11 protein-coding genes are annotated in these 17,856 nt (G+C 55.4%); 8 read left to right on the top strand and 3 right to left on the bottom strand.

Annotated features, from left to right (window positions below):
- Nucleotides 1–133: 133 nt before the first annotated feature.
- Nucleotides 134–2,980, top strand: coding sequence for a two-component system sensor histidine kinase RcsC (rcsC, locus tag O1724_RS15640; RefSeq protein ID WP_022651523.1), 2,847 nt, complete (start codon nucleotides 134–136; stop codon nucleotides 2,978–2,980).
- 110 nt (nucleotides 2,981–3,090) lie between these two features.
- Here rcsC and rcsB read toward each other — a convergent pair whose 3' ends face one another.
- The gene (gene rcsB / locus O1724_RS15635; RefSeq protein ID WP_003859405.1) at nucleotides 3,091–3,741 is read right to left on the bottom strand and encodes a response regulator transcription factor RcsB; all 651 of its coding nucleotides are present in this window, start codon (nucleotides 3,739–3,741) and stop codon (nucleotides 3,091–3,093) included.
- 16 nt (nucleotides 3,742–3,757) lie between these two features.
- Nucleotides 3,758–6,430, bottom strand: a complete 2,673-nt coding sequence (gene rcsD / locus O1724_RS15630) for a phosphotransferase RcsD (protein WP_003859403.1) — start codon at nucleotides 6,428–6,430, stop codon at nucleotides 3,758–3,760.
- Nucleotides 6,431–7,172: 742 nt separating this feature from the next.
- Here rcsD and O1724_RS15625 point away from each other — a divergent pair.
- The 6 genes from O1724_RS15625 (at nucleotide 7,173) to mgtE (ending at nucleotide 14,515) form a co-directional block, all read left to right on the top strand.
- Entirely contained in the window at nucleotides 7,173–8,267 is a 1,095-nt protein-coding gene (locus O1724_RS15625; protein WP_003859401.1) for a porin OmpC, read from the top strand.
- A 114-nt stretch (nucleotides 8,268–8,381) separates the two neighbouring features.
- Entirely contained in the window at nucleotides 8,382–9,437 is a 1,056-nt protein-coding gene (gene apbE / locus O1724_RS15620) for an FAD:protein FMN transferase ApbE (RefSeq protein WP_023300605.1), read from the top strand.
- A gap of 72 nt (nucleotides 9,438–9,509) precedes the next feature.
- Nucleotides 9,510–10,568, top strand: a complete 1,059-nt coding sequence (gene ada, locus O1724_RS15615) for a bifunctional DNA-binding transcriptional regulator/O6-methylguanine-DNA methyltransferase Ada (RefSeq protein WP_032659603.1) — start codon at nucleotides 9,510–9,512, stop codon at nucleotides 10,566–10,568.
- Complete coding sequence (gene alkB / locus O1724_RS15610; protein ID WP_032609716.1) at nucleotides 10,568–11,218, top strand: DNA oxidative demethylase AlkB; 651 nt, start codon at nucleotides 10,568–10,570, stop codon at nucleotides 11,216–11,218. Before ada ends, alkB begins: the two co-directional genes overlap by 1 nt.
- 76 nt (nucleotides 11,219–11,294) lie before the next feature.
- Nucleotides 11,295–12,938, top strand: coding sequence for a multidrug ABC transporter permease/ATP-binding protein (locus O1724_RS15605; RefSeq protein ID WP_003859392.1), 1,644 nt, complete (start codon nucleotides 11,295–11,297; stop codon nucleotides 12,936–12,938).
- A gap of 140 nt (nucleotides 12,939–13,078) precedes the next feature.
- Nucleotides 13,079–14,515 (top strand): magnesium transporter, encoded by a 1,437-nt coding sequence (gene mgtE / locus O1724_RS15600; protein ID WP_006811337.1) that lies wholly within the window; start codon nucleotides 13,079–13,081, stop codon nucleotides 14,513–14,515.
- Here mgtE and O1724_RS15595 read toward each other — a convergent pair.
- Entirely contained in the window at nucleotides 14,478–15,773 is a 1,296-nt protein-coding gene (locus O1724_RS15595) for a SulP family inorganic anion transporter (protein WP_063944325.1), read from the bottom strand. The genes mgtE and O1724_RS15595 overlap by 38 nt on opposite strands.
- Nucleotides 15,774–15,960: 187 nt before the next feature.
- Between O1724_RS15595 and mqo the strand changes: the two genes are divergently transcribed.
- Nucleotides 15,961–17,610, top strand: a complete 1,650-nt coding sequence (mqo, locus tag O1724_RS15590) for a malate dehydrogenase (quinone) (protein ID WP_003859385.1) — start codon at nucleotides 15,961–15,963, stop codon at nucleotides 17,608–17,610.
- Nucleotides 17,611–17,856 lie beyond the last annotated feature (246 nt).

The raw sequence follows: 17,856 nt of genomic DNA, 5'->3' as shown, positions 1-17,856 counted from the left end.
TCTCCTGACGCATAAAGGGCCGGTTTCCGGCCCTTTTGTTTTGCGCAAGCAGACAAGTGAACGTTGCGACAAGCCGCGTTTACCGCTACCTTAACCACATTCTTTTTGACCCCGACGGCGGAGCCTCGCCCCTTTGAAATACCTCGTCTCCTTTCGTACCACGTTAAAAGTCTCCCGCTATCTGTTTCGGGCGCTTGCGCTACTGCTATGGTTGCTGGTGGCACTGCTCTCGGTGTTTTACATCGTTAACGCGTTACACCAGAAAGAAGCGGAGATCCGCCAGGAGTTTAATTTGAGCTCGGATCAGGCTCAGCGCTATATCCAGCGTACGTCTGACGTGATGAAAGAGCTTAAGTATATTGCTGAGAATCGACTGACGGCGGAGAACGGCATTCTTGCCATCCGCGGTCGGGATGAAAAAACCGAAGTGCCTGATTTCGAACCGCTCTTCCCGGATTCCGATTGTTCCGCCATGGGCAAAGCCTGGCGTGGTTCACTGGAGTCCCTGTCATGGTTTATGCGCTACTGGCGCGATAACTTCTCGGCCGCTTACGATCTGAACCGTGTCTACCTGATTAGCAACGAAAATCTCTGCATGGCGGATTTCGGCCTGCGGGATATGCCCGTCGAACGCGAAGACGCGCTGAAAAGCCTGCATGAGCGCATAGTGAAATACCGTAATGCGCCTCAGGAAGAGCGCGGGAACAACATCTTCTGGATAAGCCAGGGGCCGCGCATGGGGGTCGGCTATTTCTATGCCCTGACTCCGGTTTACCTCGGAAACCGCCTGCAAGCGCTGCTGGGGATTGAACAAACCATCCGCATGGAAAACTTCTTCACGCCGGGCAGTCTGCCGATGGGCGTGACCATTCTGGATGAAAACGGCCATCCGCTCATCTCCCTTACCGGGCCTGAAAACCGCCTGAAGGTGGAACCCAGCTGGATGCAGGAGCGGTCATGGTTTGGCTATACCTCCGGGTTCCGCGAGCTGGTGCTGAAGAAAAGTTTACCGCCATCGTCGCTGAGCATTGTCTACTCGCTGCCGGTGGACAAGGTCCTGGAGCGCATTCGCATCCTGATCCTTAACGCCATTTTGCTGAACATCGCGGTAGGCGTCGCGCTGTTTATGCTGGCGAGAATGTATGAGCGGCGGATCTTTATTCCGGCGGAGGCGGATGCTCAGCGTCTGGAGGAGCACGAGCAGTTTAACCGTAAAATTGTCGCCTCGGCACCGGTGGGGATCTGCATCCTGCGTACTCAGGACGGGACAAATATCCTCAGTAACGAGCTTGCCCATAACTACCTGAACATGCTAACGCATGAAGACCGTCAGCGGTTAACGCAGATCATCTGTGGGCAACAGGTTAACTTTGTGGATGTGCTGACCAGCACCCACACCAACCTGCAAATCAGCTTTGTCCATTCGCGCTACCGTAATGAAAACGTGGCGATTTGCGTGCTGGTGGACGTCTCTGCGCGCGTGAAAATGGAAGAGTCGTTGCAGGATATGGCGCAGGCGGCGGAGCAGGCCAGTCAGTCGAAATCGATGTTCCTCGCGACCGTCAGCCATGAGCTGCGTACGCCGCTGTACGGTATTATCGGTAACCTCGATCTGCTCCAGACCAAAGAGCTGCCGAAAGGGGTCGACCGGCTGGTGACGGCCATGAACAACTCGTCCAGCCTGCTGCTGAAAATCATCAGCGATATTCTCGACTTCTCTAAAATTGAATCCGAGCAGTTGAAAATAGAGCCGCGCGAGTTCTCCCCGCGCGAGGTGATGAACCATATCTGCGCCAACTATCTGCCGCTGGTGGTGCGTAAACAGCTTGGGCTGTACTGCTTTATCGAGCCGGATGTGCCCCTGACGCTGCATGGCGATCCGATGCGTCTGCAACAGGTCATCTCAAACCTGCTGAGCAACGCCATCAAATTCACCGATATCGGCTGTATTGTGCTGCACGTGTGTCGGGCAGGGGAGTACCTGACCATTCGCGTGCGCGACACGGGGGTGGGGATTCCGGCGAAAGAAGTTGTTCGCCTGTTCGATCCGTTCTTCCAGGTGGGAACCGGCGTCCAGCGTAATTTTCAGGGGACCGGGCTAGGTCTGGCGATTTGCGAGAAGCTAATCAGCATGATGGACGGGGATATCTCCGTCGATACTGAGCCGGGTATGGGCAGCCAGTTCACCATTCGTATTCCGCTCTATTCGGCGCATTATCCGGCGAAAACCACGGTCGACGGCCTGAGCGATAAGCACTGCTGGCTGGCGGTGCACAACGCCTCCTTACATGATTTCCTGACCTCAATGCTGACCAGCAGCGGCGTGCGGGTTTCGCGCTACGAAGGCCAGACGCCGGGCGCGGATGACATGCTGATCACCGACGTTGAGCCGGAGCAGGCATGGGCGGGGCGCGGCGTGGTGATGTTCTGCCGCCGTCATATCGGTATTCCGCTTGAGCGTTCGCCTGGGGTATGGGTGCACAGCGTGGCGACACCGCACGAGCTGCTGGGCTTGCTGGCGCGCATTTACAGCGTGCAGCTTGAAGACAGCGACGGCGCCACCGTGCTGGCTTCCCCTGATGAGCTGGCGTCGGTGAATGACGATATGATGATTCTGGTCGTCGACGATCATCCGATTAACCGTCGTCTGCTCGCAGACCAGCTTGGCTCTCTGGGCTATCAGTGTAAAACGGCCAATGATGGCGTGGATGCCCTGAATGTCTTAAGTAAGAACCATATTGATATTGTGCTCAGCGATGTGAACATGCCTAACATGGACGGCTACCGTCTGACGCAGCGTATCCGACAGCTGGGGCTGACGCTGCCGGTGGTGGGGGTGACAGCCAACGCGCTGGCGGAGGAGAAGCAGCGCTGTCTGGAGTCGGGAATGGACAGCTGCCTGTCGAAGCCGGTCACGCTGGATGTACTGAAGCAGACGCTATCCGTCTATGCGGAGCGGGTACGAAAAGCGAGACAATAAAAAAGCCCGAAAGGGCCTTTTTTATGTGCCCGGCGGCGCTGCGCTTGCGCGGGCCTGCGGGGTTTGTAGGCCGGGTAAGCGCGAGCGCCACCCGGCATAGACAGCGAAGATCAGTCTTTGTCCGTTGCGCTCAGCGTCACGGAAGAGAGATAGTTCAGCAGGGCGATATCGTTATCCACACCCAGCTTCATCATCGCGGATTTTTTCTGGCTACTGATGGTTTTAATACTGCGGTTCAGCTTCTTGGCGATTTCAGTGACCAGGAAACCTTCAGCGAACAGACGCAGAACTTCACTCTCTTTAGGCGAGAGACGCTTGTCGCCATAACCACCCGCGCTGATTTTTTCAAGCAGGCGTGAGACGCTCTCAGGAGTGAATTTCTTCCCTTTCTGTAGCGCCGCCAGCGCTTTTGGCAGATCGGTAGGTGCGCCTTGTTTCAGCACAATCCCTTCAATATCGAGATCCAGAACGGCGCTCAGGATCGCCGGGTTATTGTTCATGGTCAGAACAATGATCGAAATGTCCGGGAAGTGGCGTTTAATGTATTTGATGAGCGTGATCCCATCACCGTATTTATCTCCAGGCATGGAGAGATCGGTAATGAGCACGTGCGCATCAAGTTTAGGCAGGTTGTTAATGAGGGCTGTGGAATCTTCAAATTCACCGACTACATTCACCCACTCGATCTGTTCAAGTGATTTGCGAATACCGAACAGTACAATCGGATGGTCATCGGCAATAATTACGTTCATATTGTTCATGTATAAGGCTACCTTGCTACAGCAAGCTCTTGACGTAAGCGTCAATGTCGCTGATGTATTTTTCAATGCCAGAGGCATCTTTCTCACGAATTAGATGTTCCAGCGTTTCACATAACTGCTTGCCGGGAACCAGATTAAGCATGGCAAACACCCCTTTAAGCCGGTGTGCTGTCTGTGCCAGCGCTGCAAAATCCTGCGCAGCGGACTCAGTATACAACCGCTTAACATCATCTGGTACTGTATCAACGAAGAGCGAATAATATCCGCTGGCATGGAGTTCGGCATTTTCATCGCCGCCTAACGGTGACTCCAGGATCTCTTCCTGCGCCAGATTCTCTTCAATCAGTTGTAATACAGCTTCCTGCATTGCATTGCTCATATTAAAATTGACGCGCAGCTGCCCAGGGCCGATTTTCCGCACGCCTGGCTCATCATCGCTTAAAAGCAAGCCTGAGGCAGTAAGATTAGACGGATTATCAGTTAAAAATAGATCAAATTCTTGACTCGCGAGCCTTTCGTCCGGGGTAATGCAGGACGCACCCCAGTTTTCCAGCTGACGTACGACGATATTTCGGATCTCACTGGAGGTCACATCCACCATCACCACCACATCGTCCAGCAGACGCTCTTCATCCTCTTCCTGTGGATTCGCCGCCATTTTAACGTGTAAAGAGTAGCGGGTGCCGAGGGATTCGCGCGCCTTAATGTTCAGATGACCGCCCAGCTTACGCGCCAGCTGATCGCAAAGCCAGAAGGTGAGGGCATTCGCCTTACCGTAGTGGTCGCGCTGGGTATCGTTCAGGAACGGGAAGTGCAGGTTATCAATTTCGCTCACGGTCACGCCTTCACCCGTATCAAGGATGCGGAACGTCAGACGATCGTCGGTGGACTCATCGGTGCTGACTTCAAGGGTGATCTTGCCGATCTGCGTCGTGGTGACGGCATACTGAATCAACATCATCAGGATGCGACGCAGGGCATCGCGATCGCCATGACGTTCGTCGTTGGCCGGTAAATGGTTGTTGATCAGCAGCTGGAGTCCCTTGCGCTTGATCACCGGCAGGACTTCCGGCACCACCTCATCAATCAGGTCCTGGATGGAGAAGAGCGTAGGGGTGCCCTTCCAGATGTCATTCTCCAGCATGTTCGCAAGCTGGATTTCGTCCACCAGACGAACCAGTGAATCGGCCTGGCTGCTTAGCTGTCGGCTTTCTGGCGTGCTCAGATCAGCAATCTGCGTGGCGAGTGACTTCAACGGCTGTTTAAAGGCATCGCCAATATTTTGCATAAACGCGGCGCGGCCATGCTGGTTTTTCTCGTACAGCCTTTGCGCCTGCTTGAGCTTTTTATTCACCAGCACTTCGCGATCCTGATCGCGAATGATGAAGATTTGCGTGCGCGACGCGACCTGACTGCGGAACTGACGGATCTCATACAGTTCATTATTAATGGTGGCCTGGATGACGCCCTGATGCTGGTCCGCCATGGCCGTAATATTTTGCAGGTTAAGATGCGGCAGAAGGTGATCGGCAATTTTATTGCTCATTACCGTGCGGTTTGCCTCCTGATCGTGAACGAGCACCCCAAGCGGCAGCACGGAAATAATCTCTTCATTCAGGGCACGAAGAATGCGCAGCTCGTTGCTGGTCCCGGCTGATACCGATGTCGAGTCGCTCTGGCGGCCCGACTGGAAACGGAAGGTGCTGTAACCAAACAGCGCCAGCGCCAGCAGGCCGATATTCAGCAGCAGCGGCAGCAGAATGTTTTGCAGAGTATCAAGCATCAGGGTGCCAAAAGGCACCTGCCACACCAGACGCATACCGGTTGAGTTGAGCGATGAGGCAATCTCAATCTTTGAGCCATTAAATGAGATGGCTACGCTGTCCGCGCCTTCTTTATCCGACGGCGAGCGCATATTTTGGGTGCTGTTGTCTGGCTCCAGACGGAAGCTGTCCAGCGGCATATCCGGTGGGATGAGATCGTTAATCGGCAGGTCGAAGGCAACCACGGTCGCCAGATGGCCCGGCTGGTTAAAGGTGGTTCGCAGCGTAAAGTAGTGACCATTCTGCCAGGCAAGACGGCGTAATGACGAGAAACTTTCGCGCTCGTCCAGCGCGTTGGCCTGTTGCAGCATTTCTGCCCGACGGGAATCGACAATACTGCCAACGGTGGTCTCTTTAAAGCCCGACGAGAGATCCTTAAGCGGCAGGGTCGAGATCAGGATCATGCTGTTGTCCTGACCGTTCAGGTAATACATGGACCACGGTACGGTCTCGGCGCCCCACAGGGTGTCCAGATAGGAGGAGATCCGCTGCGTCATCTCAAGCGTTGCGCTGTCGTGCGAGCCGAAAATCAGGGCTTCCGTCTTACGCTGCGGTTTTTCAAGGTAATACACATCCTGCTTAAGGCGCGTTTCCTGCAACCCTTCGCCTGATGAGGTGGCGGGCGCGGCAGCGATATTGTCGTAGATTTGCCAGGTCGCATAGCGCCACGTATCAATGCGCTTATGCACCGCATGGGTGATATCGACGATTTGATAGCTTTTATCTTTAAGCCAGGTGTTAACGGCGCTCTGGATCATCACTCCCATTGTGACTAACAGCACAACGATCAACAGAAGAAAGAAACGGGTGATGCTGCCCGGTAGAAGGGAGAATTTGCTCGGGGCGGTAGTTTCAGTCTGACTCATCGATGTGTTTAACCCGTAATGGCCGCGCGGTAATGGGATAGGGCAGTATAAAGGGTAATAACTGAATTTCCAGCGTCGTTATCGGTATAACCTTGACTTTTTATCCGGGTAACCGGCTTCAACGTCCCCGGGTGAAAGGTGTACAAAACCCCGTGAAATGTATAAATACGCCGTCGCACCGGCAGAAAAATAGCACGAATAAACAAGAAATTAATTTCTATAGCATAAAAACAATTAAGTGCAAGCCGTATTCGGGATTTAGTTAATAGTCGTTATCATTACCAAGCGGTAGCACATTAAATGTAGGTTGACGTAAAGAAAGGTAAAAAAAACCGAATGCGAAGCATCCGGTTCAATTAGGGATAAACAGACATTCAGAACTGAATGACGGTAATAAATAAAGTTAATGATGATAGCGAGGGTTATTTTAGTGGTATTGAAGGGAATTTTTTTGTCATTCAGTGCTGTACTGTTTTTTACGGCAATTTGCTGAATTTAATGCGATATATTTTTGTTTTGATTATCCGTGCTATATTTTTAAACTATTAATGCTCTGTAAAAGTTCCTCCAAATTTACAAATTGAAACATCTTGATGGCAAAGTGAAACATCTTCAAAGTTTTCGTATCATATTCCTGTTGGATTATTCTGCATTTTTGAGGAGAATGAACTTGCCGACTGGTTAAGAGGGTTGACCAGTAAGCAGTGGTAAATAATAAGGCATATAACAGAGGGTTAATAAAATGAAAGTTAAAGTACTGTCCCTCCTGGTACCAGCTCTGCTGGTGGCAGGCGCAGCAAATGCGGCTGAAATTTATAACAAAGACGGCAACAAATTAGATCTGTACGGTAAAGTGGATGGCCTGCACTATTTCTCTGATGACGACAGTGCAGACGGCGACCAGACCTACATGCGTCTGGGCTTCAAAGGCGAAACTCAGGTTAACGACCAGCTGACCGGTTACGGCCAGTGGGAATACCAGATCCAGGGTAACTCTGGTGAGAACGAAAACAACTCATGGACGCGTGTAGCGTTCGCAGGTCTGAAATTCGCTGATGCGGGTTCATTCGACTATGGTCGTAACTACGGCGTTGTTTACGATGTAACTTCCTGGACCGACGTTCTGCCGGAATTCGGCGGCGATACCTACGGTTCTGACAACTTCATGCAGCAGCGTGGTAACGGCTTCGCGACCTACCGTAACCAGGACTTCTTCGGTCTGGTTGATGGTCTGAACTTCGCGTTGCAGTACCAGGGTAAAAACGGCAGCGCAAGCGGCGAAGGCCAGACCAACAACGGTCGTGAGGCACTGCGTCAGAACGGTGATGGCTACGGCGGCTCTCTGACCTATGATCTGGGCGAAGGCTTCGCTATCGGTACGGCAGTCACCAGTTCTAAACGTACTGCTGACCAGAACGCTGCGGGCTACTACGGTGAAGGCGATCGCGCAGAGACCTACACCGGTGGTCTGAAATATGACGCGAACAACATCTACCTGGCTGCACAGTATACTCAGACTTACAACGCGACCCGTGCGGGCGACCTGGGCTGGGCTAACAAAGCGCAGAACTTCGAAGTGGTTGCGCAGTATCAGTTCGACTTCGGTCTGCGTCCATCCGTGGCGTACCTGCAATCTAAAGGTAAGGACCTGGAAAACGGCTACGGCGACCAGGATCTGCTGAAATATGTTGATGTTGGCGCGACTTACTACTTCAACAAAAACATGTCCACCTACGTTGATTACAAAATCAACCTGGTTGATGAGAACGACTTCACTCGCGCAGCAGGTATCGGTACTGACGATATCGTCGCGCTGGGTCTGGTTTACCAGTTCTAATTGCTCATACAGCGACAAAGGGGCCATTAGGCCCCTTTTTTCATGCTTTTTTAGGGTCTTACAAATACGCTGTTTTAGTGTACTCTTGCCGCCCTGGCATGAGGATAATAACCAATGGATATGACTTTTTTACGCGCCAGCGTTCTGGCGACTTTTTTACTCCTGACCGCGTGTGACTCTTCCACACAGCCCGCAAAAATCGACGCACCCGCCGCGACGGTGCTGGAAGGGAAAACCATGGGGACCTTCTGGCGCGTCAGCGTGATGGATATTGATAAATCCCGCGCTGAAGAATTACGCGGTAAAATTCAGGCGCAGCTGGATGCCGACGATCAGCTACTCTCTACCTATAAAAATGACTCAGCGCTGATGCGTTTCAATCGCTCCAGCAGCACCTCGCTGTGGCCGGTGAGCGAAGCAATGGCCGATATCGTCACGGAAGCCATGCGCGTGGGCTACAAAACCAACGGCGCAATGGATGTGACCGTGGGGCCGCTGGTGAACCTGTGGGGATTTGGCCCCAACAAGCAGCCGGTGACTACACCCGATCAAGCCGCCATCGACGACGCCCGCGCGCGTACAGGGTTACAGCATCTGGCGGTGATCTCCCAGTATGGTCAGCAATACCTGCAAAAAGATATTCCCGACCTGTTTGTGGATCTCTCCACGGTAGGCGAGGGGTATGCTGCGGATCATCTCGCGGCCCTGATGGCGCAGGAAGGCATTCCCCGTTATCTGGTTTCCGTCGGGGGCGCGCTCGTCAGCCGGGGCATGAACGCCAGCGGCAGGCCGTGGCGAGTGGCCATCCAAAAACCAACCGATCAGCAGAACGCGGTGCAGGCGATTGTCGACATCAACGGGCATGGTATCAGCACCTCCGGAAGCTACCGCAACTATTACGAGCTAGATGGAAAACGTATCTCGCACGTGATTGATCCGCAAACCGGACGCCCGATTACCCATAACCTGGTGTCCGTGACGGTGATAGCCCCAACCGCGCTGGAGGCGGATGCCTGGGATACCGGATTGATGGTGCTCGGCACGGAGAAGGCCAAAGAGGTAGTGCGTCAGGAAGGGCTGGCCGTCTATATGATCACTAAAGAGGCTGACGGGTTTAAAACCTGGAGTTCGCCGCAGTTCAATAGCTTCCTGGTGAGCGAAAAAAATTAAAAAGCAAGGTTGCGGGTTTTTGTTCGGTGGCGTTCAGGCAAGCTGAGCGTATGCTTGTAAGAGGAGCCGATAATGAAAAACACAACCTATCTTACCGATGAGGATCGCTGGCAGGCCGTACTGGCCCGCGATCCGCGTGCGGATAACCAGTTTGTCTTTGCCGTGCAGACGACCGGCATTTATTGTCGTCCGTCCTGTCGCGCCCGCCACGCGCTGCGTAAAAATGTCTGCTTTTATCCTGATGCTCACCAGGCCGCGCAGGCGGGTTTCCGCCCCTGTAAGCGCTGTAGGCCGGACCAGGTCGACCCTATGGCGCAGAAAAAGGCCAACATTGCGCTGGCCTGTCGACTGCTTGAACAGGATGCCGCGCTGAACCTGGAGGCACTGGCGCAGCAGGTTGCCATGAGTCCGTTCCATTTCCACCGCTTGTTTAAATCCGTCACCGGCATGACGCCGAAAGCATGGCAGCAGGCCGCGCGTGAACAACGCCTGCGCACCCTGCTTGCACAGGGCGGTAAAATCACCGACGCCGTACTGGCCGCTGGCTTTCCGGACGGCAGCAGTTACTACCGTAAAGCCAACGGCGCGCTGGGCATGACGGCAAAACAGTACCGCAACGGAGAGGCTGCGGTCCGCTATGCCATCAGTGACTGCTCGCTAGGCCGCTGTCTGGTGGCGGAAAGCGAGCGCGGGATCTGCGCAATACTGCTGGGTGATGACGACGCCGGGCTGACGGCTGAGCTGCTGTCACTGTTTCCGCTTGCCGTCCGTGAACCGATGGAAGGCGCATTTGCCGGGCGTGTACGTCAGGTGATTGCCTCTGTCGACAGCCGCGCGACGCCGCTGACGCTGCCGCTGGATATCCGGGGTACCGCCTTCCAGCAGCAGGTCTGGCAGGCGCTGCGGACTATCCCCTGCGGAGAAACGGCAAGCTATCAGCAGGTGGCAAAGGCCATTGGTAAACCCAATGCCGTACGTGCCGTGGCGGGGGCCTGCGGTGCCAACAAACTGGCGATAGTCATCCCCTGTCACCGCGTGGTGCGTAACGACGGCGCGCTGTCGGGTTATCGCTGGGGCGCAGCGCGTAAGGTGCTATTGTTGAAACGTGAGGCGAACAACCCGGAGGAATAATGCTCGATCTTTTTGCTGATGCTGAACCCTGGCAGGAGTCGCTCGCGCCGGGGGCGACGATCCTGAGACGCTTCGCGCTTTCCCGCGCGGCGGCGCTGTTCGACGGCATTAAAGCCGTCACCGCCCGTTCGCCGTTTCGCCATATGGTTACGCCGGGCGGGTATACCATGTCCGTGGCGATGACCAACTGCGGCGAACTGGGATGGGCGACGAATGAGCGGGGCTATGTATATGCCGCGTACGATCCGCTGACGGATCAGCCGTGGCCGCCGATGCCGGAGGCGTTTCAGGCGCTGTGTCATGATGCCGCCGTGGCGGCCGGCTATCCTGATTTTCGACCCGATGCCTGTCTTATTAACCGCTATGCCGTTGGGGCAAAGCTCTCCTTGCATCAGGATAAGGACGAGCCGGACCTGCGCGCGCCGATTGTCTCGGTATCCCTTGGGCTTCCCGCTGTCTTTCAGTTTGGCGGCCTGCGGCGCAACGACCCGCTCAAACGGCTGATGCTGGAGCATGGCGATGTGGTTGTCTGGGGCGGTGAATCACGGCTTTTTTATCACGGTATTCAGCCGCTTAAACCAGGCGATCACCCGGTGGCGGGGGCGTTTCGCTACAACCTCACGTTCCGCCAGGCAGCGTACAGAGAATAAAAATAAGAATTATTCTTGATGTGTGTGAAAGGCAGTTTACACTGTTGGCTGATTTTTCTTGTCCGGATTGCTCTGCATGCAACTACTTCTTCTTGTCTGGCGGCAGTATCGCTGGCCTTTTATCGCGGTGATGGCGTTAAGCCTTGCCAGCGCGGCGCTGGGGATCGGCCTGATTGCCTTCATTAACGTGCGTTTGATCGAAATGGTCGACACGTCACTCTCCGTCCTGCCGGAATTTCTGGGTTTACTGCTGCTGCTGATGGCAGTCACGCTCGGGTCACAGCTGGCGCTGACCGCGCTCGGCCACCACTTCGTTTTCCGTCTGCGCAGTGAGTTCATCAAACGGATCCTTGATACTCAAGTGGAACGCATCGAACAGCTGGGAAGTGCTTCTCTGCTGGCGGGGCTGACCAGCGATGTGCGCGCCATTACCATCGCCTTTGTGCGCCTGCCGGAGCTGGTGCAGGGGATCATCCTGACCTTTGGCTCGGCAGCCTATCTCGCCTGGCTCTCCAGCAAAATGCTGGCGGTAACGGCGCTGTGGATTGTTATTACCATCTGGGGCGGGTTCCTGCTGGTATCACGCGTCTATAAGCACATGGCGGTGCTGCGCGAAACGGAAGACAAGCTCTATAACGATTACCAGACGGTGCTGGAAGGGCGTAAAGAGCTGACGCTGAACCGCGAGCGCGCCGAACATATCTTCAACCATCTCTATATCCCGGATGCGCACGAATATCGTCATCACATTATTCGCGCCGATACGTTCCACCTGAGCGCCGTGAACTGGTCCAACATCATGATGCTGGGCGCGATTGGCCTGGTGTTCTGGATGGCGAACAGCCTGGGGTGGGCGGATACCAACGTGGCGGCAACCTACTCCCTGACGCTGCTGTTTTTACGCACGCCGCTGCTGTCGGCCGTTGGCGCACTGCCGACGCTGCTGAGCGCACAGGTGGCCTTCAACAAGCTGAAGAAGTTCGACCTTGCGCCGTTTAAGGCTGAGTTCCCGCGCCCGCAGGCCTTCCCGAACTGGCAAACGCTGGAGCTGCGTAACGTTACCTTCCGCTATCAGGATAACGCCTTCTCAGTGGGGCCGATCAACCTGACCATTCACCGCGGCGAACTGCTGTTCCTGATCGGCGGTAACGGCAGCGGCAAATCCACGCTGGCGATGCTGCTGACGGGCCTCTACCAGCCGCAGTCGGGTGAAATTTTGCTGGATGGTAAAGCGCTGAGCGCGGAGAAACCGGAGGACTACCGCAAGCTCTTCTCGGCGGTATTTACCGACGTCTGGCTGTTCGACCGGCTGCTGGGACCGGAAGGGCAGCAGGCGGATCCGGCGCTGGTGGAGAAGTGGCTTGCGCACCTGCAAATGTCGCACAAGCTGGAGCTTCAGGATGGCAAAATCCTGAATCTCAAGCTGTCGAAAGGGCAGAAGAAGCGCGTGGCGCTGCTGCTGGCGCTGGCCGAAGAGCGCGACATCATCCTTCTGGATGAATGGGCCGCCGATCAGGACCCGCACTTCCGTCGCGAGTTTTATCAGGTCCTGCTGCCGCTGATGCAGGCGATGGGAAAAACCATTTTTGCCATCAGCCATGACGATCACTACTTCATTCACGCCGACCGTCTGCTGGAGATGCGCGACGGCAAGCTGAGCGAGCTGACCGGCGATGAGCGCGATGCGGCGTCACGGGACGCGGTGGCGCGTACGGCCTGATTGCAATTGTGCCGGGTGAACCCCGGCACACTAATTTTTCATATATGCCGTTTTTTTCTCCATCCCGACCCGCCGTTTATTCTTATTTACATATCCCCGCGCTATGCTTAACGCCAACTCATTTAATGGATTTATGATTGATGTCGGTATTAAAGAAAAACAGCGCCAGGCAGCGTGACCAGGAGCGTGCGCGGCTCATCTGGCTCCTGACGACCGATAAAGCGGTCACGTCAACGTTATTGGGTAAGCTAACCCTGGCTGAGCAATATGATGTCGGCACGCTGGCCGACGATATTGCTGAGGTAGGTGCGCTGGTTGCACATTTACCACCTCCGGATCTGGCGGACACCCTGGAGGCATTGCCTTCCGAGGAGCGCCACGCCCTGTGGCGGCTGGTGCAGGATCACGAGCGCGGTCAGGTGCTGCTGGAAGCCTCGGAAAACGTCTGGGATGACCTTATCGATGAGATGAGCGACCGGGACATTCTTGACGCACTGCAAACGCTGGATATCGATGAGCAGATTTACCTCGTTCAGCATCTTCCGCGCAACCTGACCGGACGCCTGCTGGCTTCCCTGCCTGCCGAAGAGCGGGCGCGCGTGCGTCAGGTGATGCACTACGAGAAAAACAGCGTCGGCGCGATCATGGAGTTTGGCGTCATCACCGTGCGTCCGGACGTCACCCTGGGTACGGTGCAGCGCTATCTTCGTCGCCTGGGCAGTATGCCGGACAACACCGATAAACTGTTCGTCACCTCGCGGGATAAAACCCTGCTCGGGGAGCTGGAGCTGAAAACGATCCTGCTGAACAGCACCCAGCAGCGGGTGAGTGAGGTCATGGAAACCGAGCCGATGGTCTTCTCGCCGGAAGACGATGCCGAAAAAGCGGCGCGTACTTTCGAACGTGATGACCTGGTGAGCGCGGCGGTGGTGGATTCGGTGGGCAAGCTGATGGGGCGTCTGACCATCGATGAGATCGTTGACGTGGTCTATGAAGAGACCGATAACGACCTGCGTGCCCTTGGCGGGATCAGTGCCGAAGACGATGTTCATGCCTCCGTCGGCAAGGCCGTCAAAACCCGCTGGGCGTGGCTCGCCATCAATTTATGCACCGCGTTCGTGGCGTCCCGCGTTATTGACGGCTTCGAACATACCATTTCCCAGCTGGTGGCCCTGGCGTCGCTGATGCCGATTGTGGCGGGGATCGGCGGGAACACCGGCAACCAGACTATCACCATGATCGTTCGCGCCCTGGCGCTGGAAAACATTCAGCCGGGTAATTTTTCGTGGCTGATTTTCAGGGAGATGGGCGTCGCGCTGATTAACGGCCTGGTCTGGGGCGGCATCATGGGCGGCATTACCTGGTGGCTGTACGATGATATGGCGCTGGGCGGGGTCATGATGCTGGCGATGGTGCTGAACCTGCTGGTGGCGGCGATGATGGGCGTGATTATCCCATTGACGATGACCCGGCTGGGGCGCGACCCCGCGGTGGGGTCGAGCGTGATGATCACCGCCATTACCGATACCGGCGGTTTCTTTATTTTTCTTGGACTGGCGACGATTTTTCTTCTCTAGCCAGTGCTTTTTGCTTAAGTCGGGCGGGGAGGATGAACATCATCACAATCCCGCCCAGCACGCCAATCGCCAGGTTGCCGGTGTAAACCGTTGCCACAACCGTCACCAGCATCACGACGGTTTCAGCCACCGGCGCGTTTTTCAGCGTTCCGGGCTGAACGCTATGCCAGCTAAAGGTCTTGACGGCCACAATGGCCATAATACCCGCCAGTACCGCCATCGGGATTTTGGCCATCACCTCGCTGAGCGCCGTAACCAGCACCAGCAGTACGATACCCGCCGCAAGGGTGGAGATACGGCTTCTGCCTTTCCCCATCTCCACGTTTACGATGGTCTGCCCAATCATCGCGCAGCCCGCAATGCCACCGTAGAACCCGGCCATAATATTCCCCACGCCCAGACCGATGCTCTCGCGACGCTTACTGGAGGGGGTAGCGGTCAGTTCATCCACCAGTTTTGCCGTCAGCAAGGATTCCAGCAGGCCAACGAAAGCGATACTTAGCGCGCACGGCCAGATAATGCTCAGGGTTTCCAGATTGAGCGGCACCAGCAGTTGCGTAAAGCCCGGCAAACCGCCGCTCATGGAGCCTTCATCCCCTACCGTCGGCAGAATTTGCCCGCTGGTGACGGTGAACAAAGTCAGCAGCACAATGGCAATCAGCGGGGAGGGCACGCTTTTGATATAGCGTGGCACCCACAGCACAATCAGCAGCGTCAGCACGAACAGGCCCACAATCACCGGGCTTCGGCTCCAGAAATGGGGCACCTGGGCAAAGAAAATCAAAATGCCAAGGGCGTTAACAAACCCGGTCATCACCGACTGGGGAATAAAGCGCATCAGCCGCGCCATACCCAGCGCGCCGAACAGGATCTGAATCATGCCTGCCATCACCACCGCGGGCAGAATGTACTGTACGCCGTGTTGATGGACCATCGGGCCAATCACCAGCGCGACGGAACCTGCCGCCGCCGTCACCATGGCCGGACGCCCGCCGAGCAGGGAAAGGGCGAAACAGAGCACCACGGAGGCGATAAGACTCACTTTCGGATCCACGCCCGCGACCACGGAAAACGAAATCACTTCCGGGATCAGCGCCAGCGCGGTAATCACACCGGCCAGGGTTTCGCGCATCAGACGGTGAGGCGAACGTAAAACAGTGGCGACATGGCCTTCTTGAGGTAAAGACGAGTGGGGTAATGACATAACAATTCGCTGGTAGGGGCAGGCTTCCGTGCGCGCGATCACAAAGTGCAGCATCATAGCCAGGAAAATCGTCGGGTGCCAGCCTGTCTGCCAAAACCCTACAAACAATCCATCATTAAATTTCACAATTACAATAATTTCGTAACCTTTAAACAATATTTAAAAGTTGCTACCGTGCCACCGCAGCGTGTTTCACCTGTAATTTCCACGCATCAAGCACTATTCAACTAAGGCATAAATGATGAAAAAAATGACTGCCGTGCTCTTTTCTCTGGCCGTGGGGCTGAACGCCGTCTCGCTGGCGGCGAAGGCTGACGCACCAAAAGAGCAGGAAACGGATGTCCTTTTAATTGGTGGCGGCATCATGAGCGCCACGCTGGGAACGTATCTTCAGGAATTAGAGCCGAACTGGTCCATGACCATGGTCGAGCGCCTCGATGGCGTGGCACAGGAAAGCTCTAACGGCTGGAACAACGCCGGGACGGGGCACTCGGCACTCATGGAACTGAACTATACGCCGCAGAAAAAGGACGGTTCCATTAGTATCGAGAAGGCGGTAGAGATCAACGAAGCGTTCCAGATCTCACGTCAGTTCTGGTCTCACCAGGTGAACAGCGGTGTGTTGCACAATCCGCACTCCTTCATCAACACCGTACCGCACATGAGCTTTGTGTGGGGCGATCAAAACGTCAACTTCCTGCGCGCGCGCTACGCTGCCCTGCAACAGAGCACGCTTTTCCGCGGGATGAAATACTCTGAAGATCACGCTCAAATCAAAGAGTGGGCGCCGCTGGTCATGGAAGGCCGCGATCCGAACCAGAAAGTGGCGGCGACCCGCACTGAAATTGGTACTGACGTTAACTACGGTGAAATCACCCGTCAGCTGGTGGCCTCTCTGAAGAAAAAAGAGAACTTTAACCTGCAACTCAGCTCCGAAGTGCGTGGTTTCAAGCGCAATGCGGATAACAGCTGGAGCGTGACCGTTGCCGATCTGAAAAACAACGAAGCCGAGCATGTGATTAAGGCGAAGTTCGTGTTTATCGGTGCGGGCGGCGCGGCGCTGAAACTGTTGCAGGAGTCCGGTATTCCGGAAGCGGACGACTACGCGGGCTTCCCGGTTGGCGGCCAGTTCCTGGTGTCGGAAAACCCGGAAGTGGTTAACCGTCATCTGGCGAAAGTGTACGGTCAGGCCTCTGTGGGCGCACCACCGATGTCCGTTCCGCATATCGACACCCGCATGCTGGACGGTAAGCGTGTAGTGCTGTTCGGGCCGTTCGCCACATTCTCCACCAAGTTCCTGAAAAACGGTTCCCTGTGGGATCTGTTGAGCGCGACCACAACGTCAAACGTCAAGCCAATGATGGACGTGGGGCTGGATAACTTCGATCTGGTGAAATACCTGATTAGCCAGGTGATGCTCTCTGATGAAGAACGCTTCGAGGCGCTGAAAGAGTACTATCCGCAGGCGAAGAAAGAAGACTGGCGTCTGTGGCAGGCAGGTCAGCGTGTGCAGATCATCAAACGCGATCCGAAAGAGGGCGGCGTGTTGCGTCTGGGTACCGAAGTGGTAAGCGATAAGGATGGCACCATTGCCGCGCTGCTGGGGGCATCTCCGGGGGCGTCTACCGCTGCGCCAATCATGCTGCACCTGATGGAAAAAGTGTTTAAAGACAAAGTATCCAGCCCGGAATGGCAGGCGAAGCTGAAAACCATTATTCCATCCTACGGTACGAAGCTGAACGGTAACGTTGAGGCCACGGAACAAGAGCTGGAATACACCAGCCGCGTTCTGCAACTGCAATACGTCAAACCGCAGGCTGCGGATGCTGCGCCAAAGGCAGAGCTGAAGCCTCAGGCGGAAAGCAAGCCGGTAGCGGATATCGCGCTGTAAGATAAACGCAAAACGGTAACATCCGTTACCGTTTCTAGTGTTTTCTCCCTCTCCCGGTGGGCTGAGGGTTCCCCACAAAATAATGCCTGCACAGACGGCCCCCTCTCCCTTGAGGGAGAGGGCTGGGGTGAGGGGGAACATACGGCTCTGGTGGTCATTCCGTTCACGTTATGTTCCTTGCTACTCTGTCACGACATGACCGGTGAACGTGCCAGGGTGGCTCCGTCGCCACCACCCTGGCGACCC

Source organism: Enterobacter cloacae complex sp. HYC074_NIDB (assembly GCF_056673345.1).
Note: the sequence above shows the minus strand (reverse complement) of the source record. Positions and strands in the feature narration are given on the sequence as shown.

Excerpts from the sequence above, each read along its gene's own strand:
- rcsB (WP_003859405.1), bottom strand. The coding sequence starts at position 3,741 with ATGAACAATATGAACGTAATTATTGCCGATGACCATCCGATTGTACTG.
- O1724_RS15595 (WP_063944325.1), bottom strand. The coding sequence starts at position 15,773 with ATGCTGCACTTTGTGATCGCGCGCACGGAAGCCTGCCCCTACCAGCGA.
- O1724_RS15605 (WP_003859392.1), top strand. The coding sequence starts at position 11,295 with ATGCAACTACTTCTTCTTGTCTGGCGGCAGTATCGCTGGCCTTTTATC.
- O1724_RS15625 (WP_003859401.1), top strand. The coding sequence starts at position 7,173 with ATGAAAGTTAAAGTACTGTCCCTCCTGGTACCAGCTCTGCTGGTGGCA.
- rcsD (WP_003859403.1), bottom strand. The coding sequence starts at position 6,430 with ATGAGTCAGACTGAAACTACCGCCCCGAGCAAATTCTCCCTTCTACCG.
- ada (WP_032659603.1), top strand. The coding sequence starts at position 9,510 with ATGAAAAACACAACCTATCTTACCGATGAGGATCGCTGGCAGGCCGTA.
- apbE (WP_023300605.1), top strand. The coding sequence starts at position 8,382 with ATGGATATGACTTTTTTACGCGCCAGCGTTCTGGCGACTTTTTTACTC.
- mgtE (WP_006811337.1), top strand. The coding sequence starts at position 13,079 with ATGTCGGTATTAAAGAAAAACAGCGCCAGGCAGCGTGACCAGGAGCGT.
- mqo (WP_003859385.1), top strand. The coding sequence starts at position 15,961 with ATGAAAAAAATGACTGCCGTGCTCTTTTCTCTGGCCGTGGGGCTGAAC.
- alkB (WP_032609716.1), top strand. The coding sequence starts at position 10,568 with ATGCTCGATCTTTTTGCTGATGCTGAACCCTGGCAGGAGTCGCTCGCG.